Source organism: Psychrosphaera sp. (genome assembly GCF_982872775.1).
Map to the genome: position 1 here is coordinate 21,437 of NZ_CEYNSH010000039.1, position 6,928 is coordinate 28,364.

The window sequence follows — 6,928 nt, forward strand, 5'->3', positions numbered from 1 at the left end:
GTCGCGATATTACATGTTTGGATAGTTTGGACCACCACCACCTTCTGGTGTCACCCAAGTGATATTTTGAGCTGGGTCTTTAATGTCACATGTTTTACAGTGAACACAGTTTTGGCTGTTAATTTGGAACTTAGGTCCCGCTTCTTCTTCAACAATCTCGTATACTCCGGCTGGACAATAACGCTGCGCAGGCTCATCAAACTTAGGTAAGTTTTGAGTCAATGGAATCGCTTTGTCTTTTAGACGTAAGTGAACGGGTTGCTCTTCTTCGTGGTTAGTATTTGACAAAAATACACTTGATAACTTATCAAAACTCAACTGGCCGTCTGGCTTAGGGTAGTCAATCTTTTTACATTCAGACGCAGGTTTTAAACTTGCGTAATCAGGCGTTTCATCTTTAAAGTTAAACGGTAATTTACCGCCAAAGAAGTTCTGATCTAAAGTATTGTACGCGCCGCCCAATACCGTACCGAACTTATGGATAGCTGGACCAAAGTTACGTGTTGAGTACAACTCGTCATACAGCCATGACGCTTTGAAGGCTTCTTCGTATTGGGTCAAATCACTTTGACCTTCGTCACCTGCTTTTAATGCTTCACTTATAACTTCAGCCGCAATCATCGCAGACTTCATTGCAGCGTGATTACCTTTGATTTTAGCGAAGTTAAGCGTACCAGCATTACAACCAACTAAGAAACCACCAGGCATCGTCATTTTAGGCAATGAATTAAGGCCGCCTTTAGTAATTGCACGTGCACCATAGGCAATACGTTTACCACCTGTTAAGTGCTTCGCATAAACTGGGTGATGTTTTAAACGTTGGAACTCATCAAACGGGCTCATGTGAGGGTTTGAATAATTAAGATCAACAATCAAACCGCAAACGACTTGGTTGTTGTCTGCGTGATATAAATAACCACCGCCAGTCGCGCCGTCTGTCATTGGCCACCCAGCTGTGTGGACAACCAAACCTTCTTGGTGTTGTTCGGCAGGTACTTCCCAAATCTCTTTGAAGCCTAGACCGTAATGCTGCGGTGATTTGCCTTTATCAAGCTCGTATTTGTTGATTAGAGACTTACCTAAATGACCGCGACAACCTTCAGCAAAAATCGTGTATTTGGCGCGAAGCTCCATACCAGGCATGAAAGAGTCTTTAGGGTTACCTTCTTCATCTAAGCCCATGTCACCAGTTTGAATACCAACTACACGGCCTTGGTCATCATATAAGGCTTCAGCAGCTGGGAAACCAGGGAAGATTTCAACGCCCATCGCTTCTGCTTTTTCGGCTAACCAGCGACACACGTTACCCATAGAAACAACGTAGTTGCCTTCGTTGTGCATGGTTTTCGGGAAAGCAAAACTTGGTACTTTACTCGCGCCAGTTTCACCTGTTAGGTAATAAATTTCATCGTGACTGACCGCTGCACTCAGTGGTGCGCCTTGCTCTTTCCAATCTGGAATAAGTTCGTTTAAGGCTTTTGGATCAAGCACGGCACCAGATAGTACGTGTGCGCCTACTTCTGAGCCTTTTTCTACAACACAAACCATTAGCTCTTGTTCGTTGGCTTCGGCTTGCTGCATTAAACGAATTGCGGCAGATAATCCCGCTGGGCCGGCACCGACAATGACAACGTCAAAGTCCATTGATTCTCTTTCTATCTCAGCCACAACATGTCCCCTTTTACTATTTTTTATTCTGTATTTTTAGTTTTATACGCCCTATTTTACTCATGGGACTAAGACTAGCCACCCTTATTTACATTTTTTTCAAGAGGGTCGGAGTTGTAGCGTGAATGCAAAGTACCAAGTGCAAACTTCAATCAGCTTCAATGTAAGCAACTAGAAAGTTACTGACTTATAAATTTAATCTCTTTCGATGACAAAAGAGTCGCCCACGGCTTGATGCATACTGGGTTTATCGATTTGTTGGGCAATGAGGTTTTGTGGCAAAGAAGGATTCATCAGCGGCATCAATGATTGAGGGTCTGTTGCTGGGTCCAACCACGCATCCATCCAACCGCCTTTTTGAGGCAGCATAAGTGGCATGGCTTTGGAGTGAATATCTTTAATTTTAGGGTGCGGCGGTAGAGTAATAACGGAACAAGACAGCTTGAACTCCCCGGTATTGGGATGAATCCATTGTTTGTATAAACCGCCAAACGCGATGGCTTCATTAGTCTCGGCCGTCATATCAAAATAATGCAGTGGTTTTTTATTGACGAACTCAGTTTCACCAAATCCTTTGGCAGGAATGATACAGCGCGTCTCGCGAAAGGGTTTGTAACCTGCGCTTCTAGGCACATTTAGCTTGTCATAACGAGTGTTAAATGAAGTATATTTGGAAGGTTTAAAACCCGTTTCTGTTTTTTCCTGTAGAAGCCACCAGTCCGCATTGATTAGCTCTCTTTTTAACTCGTTGGGGTTATCTGCCAACGAGACGGTTCGGACAATCGAAACGGGTTGAGTCGCTCTGATAAAGCGACTCTCGAGTAAAGTATCTGGCCAAAGTTCTATGTTAAGCTGTTTCATTAAAGCTTGAACGCCGGCATCATCAATGACATTAAGACGACCGCACATATTCACTCCTCAACCAGACTTTTACCGGGTGTTAGTCCTCAACTCGACGAGTAAAACACGGCGCGTCAGGTTTTGACAACTCGGCGTTGTATTCGTATCCATCCATTTTAAACTTAAGTAAGTCGTCCATGGTTTCAACTTTGTTTTTGATCATATATTGAACCATCATGCCTCGTGCTTTTTTAGCAAAGAAGCTGATCATCTTGTACTGACCATTCTTCCAATCTTTGAATGCTGGCGTAATGATCGTCGCATTGAGCTGCTTTTTCTTAACCGATTTAAAGTACTCGGTAGACGCTAAGTTAACTAAGTAAGGAGAGTCACTGTTGGCATTAGCACTGTCGATTACTTCATTGAGTTTGTTGGTAATAATATCACCCCAGAACTGGTACAAGTTTGCGCCACGTGGGTTTTCAAGCTTGGTCCCCATCTCCAAACGATAAGGCATCATCAAATCTAAAGGTTTTAATAATCCATATAGGCCTGACAATATTCTTAAGTGTGCTTGTGCGTAGTCGAAATCTTTCTCACTAAACGATTCTGCTTCTAGGCCTGTGTATACGTCACCATTAAATGCCAATACCGCTTGCTTTGCATTTTCAGTGTTGAACTCTGGTTGCCATTCTTCAAATCGAGCTGCATTTAAGCCCGCTAGTTTGTCACTGATGTGCATTAGGGAACTTAAGTCCTGTGGCGTCAATGTCTTACACACTTGAGCAAGCTCTTGAGCATCGTCTAATAGTTCAGGCTGGGTAAACTTTTCGGTTACAGCCGGTGTTTCATAATCCAAATTTTTAGCAGGTGAAATCACATACAACATAGTATTAAAACCCTTAAGAAATCGTTAACCAAATAATAAAGTGACAGATGGCAACTGTCATACTAAGCCTAGCACGCATGTTCGCGAACCACAGTGGGTAGCTTCGAGCTAATTCTGTCTTTTGTTCTATTTGCCACACCACCAAAAATAACATGGCGCCGACAAAGAGCGCGGCTTTGGCATCGATGAACAAGTTACCCCACCCCAACAAACTCATTAAGATACCTGACCACAAGAGGGTGCGAGTTCTTATTTCGACGGCGGTATGAAGTTTATGCGCGATTAAACCATATACCCACAACATCCCTGCCAAAAAGCTAAGTATCACTACGCTGTACAATCGAAAGTGATGGACAGGATCAAGACTGAACAGATAAATCTGTGGAACCCATGCACTTAACGCCAGATAAACAAAAGGAATAAGCCCAGCAAAACTAAACATATAAACCGTACTTTTTAAGTTCGGGTCTATGTTTTCTTTTAGGTGTTCTTTTTCGCTAATGACCGTCTTTTGGGATGGTTTAGTATCGTTACTCATTCATTCCTCTTGTGATCGAATTCTCGATAATGTGGTAATTTTACAAACAAAGCGGTGTTGTACTCAAAGTATTATCAAAAATATGTATTTTAATTACTCTTTGCGCTTGAATAAACGTCCCATTCTTTGTAGCTTTACCAGCAAGTGTAAATCATTCTTATGCCGTAAAGCCAACTATACTGTTGGTACACTCGCAAATATCAAAGCGCAGTGATCGTAAAACGAGCCATTTTGCCAAAATCAGTAAGTCTTAAGCTTGTTATACGCCAATTCGGCACAATCAGTTTTCAGGAAATTAAGTATGTCTAGTGTTTTAAAACAACTACGTGAAATGACCACCGTTGTAGCTGATACAGGTGAAATTGATGCAATTAAAAAGTTTCGCCCAGTCGATGCAACAACAAACCCTTCGTTATTATTAAAAGCGGCTCAAATCCCAGAATACAAGGTATATCTAGAACAGGCCGTCGAGTTTGCTAAAGCACAATCTGACAATGCAGAACAGCAACTAGAAGACGCAGCGGACCAACTTGCGGTATTAATCGGTAAAGAAATTAATGCGCTGATTCCCGGACGTATTTCAACAGAAGTTGATGCTCGCTTATCTTTTGATACAGAAAAGACCGTTGCAAAAGCGCTGCGTCTTATAGATCTATACGAGCAAGCGGGTATTTCTAAAGATCGTGTTTTGATCAAAATAGCTTCAACTTGGGAAGGTATTAAAGCTGCAGAGCAATTGGAAAAACAAGGTATTAACTGTAACTTAACTTTGTTGTTTAGCTTTGCTCAGGCACGAGCGTGTGCGGAAGCCGGTGTTTATCTAATCTCACCATTTGTTGGTCGCATTCTAGATTGGCACAAAGCAAATGGCGAAAAGCAGTCATTTACAGGTGAAGAAGATCCAGGCGTTATCTCTGTTCGCAGTATCTACCAATACTACAAAGAGCATGGTTATAACACGGTTGTAATGGGCGCTAGCTTCCGTAACACAGATGAAATCATGGCACTTGCTGGCTGTGACCGTTTAACTATCGCACCGGCGTTATTAGAAGAACTAGATTCTATCGAGCAAACGTTACCTCGCGCTTTAGCATTTGATGGTGAGATCAAAGACAAGCCAGAACAGATGACAGAGTCGCAGTTCCGCTGGGAACACAATGAAGATCCAATGGCCACTCAAAAGCTAGCCGAAGGCATCAGTAACTTTGCTAAAGACCAAGTAAAATTAGAAAAACTATTAACGGACATGTTGGCGAGCTAATTAATCGGCTTAAAATAGTCCTAGGCGTTTTTAAACGTCAAAAATTTAGTTAAAATTAAATCGGTGGCATTGTGCCACCTTTTTATTTTTCCGCTTAATGTCATCAAGGAATCAGCATGAGCACACCAAACTGGCAAAATCTCGTCCCTCATTTCGACCGTTTATCTTCAGTCCATATGCGAGATTTATTCGCTTCAGATCCTCAACGTGCAGCCACTTATACTCGTAACGCTTGTGGTTTTACTCTCGATTTTTCAAAAAACATTATCGATGAAGACGCATACAAAGCGCTTATCCAATTAGCCAAAGATGCCCAAATCGAACAACAACGTACAGCAATGTTCGCCGGTGAAGTCATTAACACTACTGAGCAACGAGCGGTATTGCACACAGCGTTACGTCGCCCAGCAACGGACAGTGTTATGGTTGACGGTGAAAACGTAATGCCAGAAGTTCATGCAACATTAACTAAAATCAAAGACTTTGTTGCTCGAGTCCACAATGGCTCTCTCAAAGGCTACACCAATAAAACGTTTACTGATGTGGTTGCAATAGGCATTGGTGGCTCTTTCTTAGGCCCTAAAATTGTTACGGAAGCGCTAAAGCCATATAAAAAAGAAGCATTACGTGTTCATTATGTGGCAAACGTTGACGGTCATCACATTCACGATGTACTTGGCGGACTAGATGCTGAAACGACATTAGTTGTAATGAGCTCAAAGTCTTTTACGACACAAGAGACGTTAAAGAATACCGAGACAGCAAGGGATTGGTTGTTATCTCAAGGCGCGTCTTTTGACGATATCGCCAAACACTTTATGTGTGTATCAAGCAACATTGCTAAGGCAACAGAGTTTGGTATCGACAAAGACAATATTTTCCCGATGTGGGATTGGGTCGGAGGTCGTTATTCTTTGTGGTCTGCCATTGGTCTACCTATTGCTTTGGCAATTGGCTTTGACAACTTTGAGCAACTACTCAAAGGTGCAGAAGAAATGGATCAGCATTTCCAACAAGCACCACTAGAAGATAACCTCCCTGTAATCATGGCCGTACTAGGGGTTTGGTATCGCAATATGTTTGGTTGCCAAGCTCATGTCCTGTTGCCTTACAACCACTATTTACGTGGTTTCCCTGCATATGTTCAACAGTTAGACATGGAATCAAACGGCAAATCGACCAACCTTGAAAATCAAGCGATTGACTATGCAACTGGTCCAATTATTTGGGGTGGCGAAGGCACCAACGGGCAACACGCATTCCATCAGCTTATGCACCAAGGTAACACCGTTATTCCTGCTGACTTTATTCTGCCAGTTAAGCCAAACCACGACGATGCCGAGCACCACCAAATGTTAGCGGCAAACTGTTTTGCTCAGACGCAAGCTTTAATGCAAGGTGAAACCGCAGAAGAAATCGAACAAAAGCTTATTGCCAAAGGTATCGACGCCAAACAAGCAAGCGACCTAGCAAGGCACAAATTAATGCCGGGTAACCGACCATCCAATACGTTGTTAATGGAAGAATTGTCACCAAAACAACTCGGTGGACTTATTGCACTATACGAGCACAAAGTGTTTGTTCAAGGTGTTATTTGGCAAGTGAACAGCTTTGACCAATGGGGTGTAGAGCTAGGCAAAGTCTTAGGCAACTCTGTTCTCGATGCGCTGCAAGGTAAGCCAAACGACAGCTTAGACAGCTCAACCTCTCAACTGGTTGATTTGTTTAAACG

General features: G+C 42.6%; 6 protein-coding genes. 2 read left to right on the top strand and 4 right to left on the bottom strand.

Annotated features, from left to right (window positions below; all coding sequences use genetic code 11):
• Nucleotides 1–9: 9 nt before the first annotated feature.
• The 4 genes from AC4E96_RS11195 to AC4E96_RS11210 form a co-directional block, all read right to left on the bottom strand.
• Nucleotides 10–1,659: an electron transfer flavoprotein-ubiquinone oxidoreductase gene (locus tag AC4E96_RS11195; protein WP_488033444.1), complete on the bottom strand. Its 1,650-nt coding sequence runs from the start codon at nt 1,657–1,659 to the stop codon at nt 10–12.
• 204 nt (nt 1,660–1,863) lie between these two features.
• Complete coding sequence (locus AC4E96_RS11200) at nt 1,864–2,577, bottom strand: SOS response-associated peptidase family protein (protein ID WP_490255874.1); 714 nt, start codon at nt 2,575–2,577, stop codon at nt 1,864–1,866.
• A 31-nt stretch (nt 2,578–2,608) separates the two neighbouring features.
• Nucleotides 2,609–3,397 carry a peroxide stress protein YaaA gene (yaaA, locus tag AC4E96_RS11205; RefSeq protein WP_490255875.1) on the bottom strand — a complete coding sequence of 263 codons (789 nt, stop codon included), beginning with the start codon at nt 3,395–3,397 and terminating at the stop codon, nt 2,609–2,611.
• A gap of 13 nt (nt 3,398–3,410) precedes the next feature.
• Complete coding sequence (locus tag AC4E96_RS11210; RefSeq protein WP_490255876.1) at nt 3,411–3,935, bottom strand: DUF3429 domain-containing protein; 525 nt, start codon at nt 3,933–3,935, stop codon at nt 3,411–3,413.
• 301 nt (nt 3,936–4,236) lie between these two features.
• Here AC4E96_RS11210 and tal point away from each other — a divergent pair, with 301 nt between their 5' ends.
• Both tal and pgi read left to right on the top strand, forming a co-directional pair.
• Nucleotides 4,237–5,196 carry a transaldolase gene (tal, locus tag AC4E96_RS11215; protein ID WP_490255877.1) on the top strand — a complete coding sequence of 320 codons (960 nt, stop codon included), beginning with the start codon at nt 4,237–4,239 and terminating at the stop codon, nt 5,194–5,196.
• A gap of 116 nt (nt 5,197–5,312) precedes the next feature.
• On the top strand, nt 5,313–6,928 hold a 1,616-nt coding region (pgi, locus tag AC4E96_RS11220), incomplete at its 3' end, for a glucose-6-phosphate isomerase (RefSeq protein WP_490255878.1).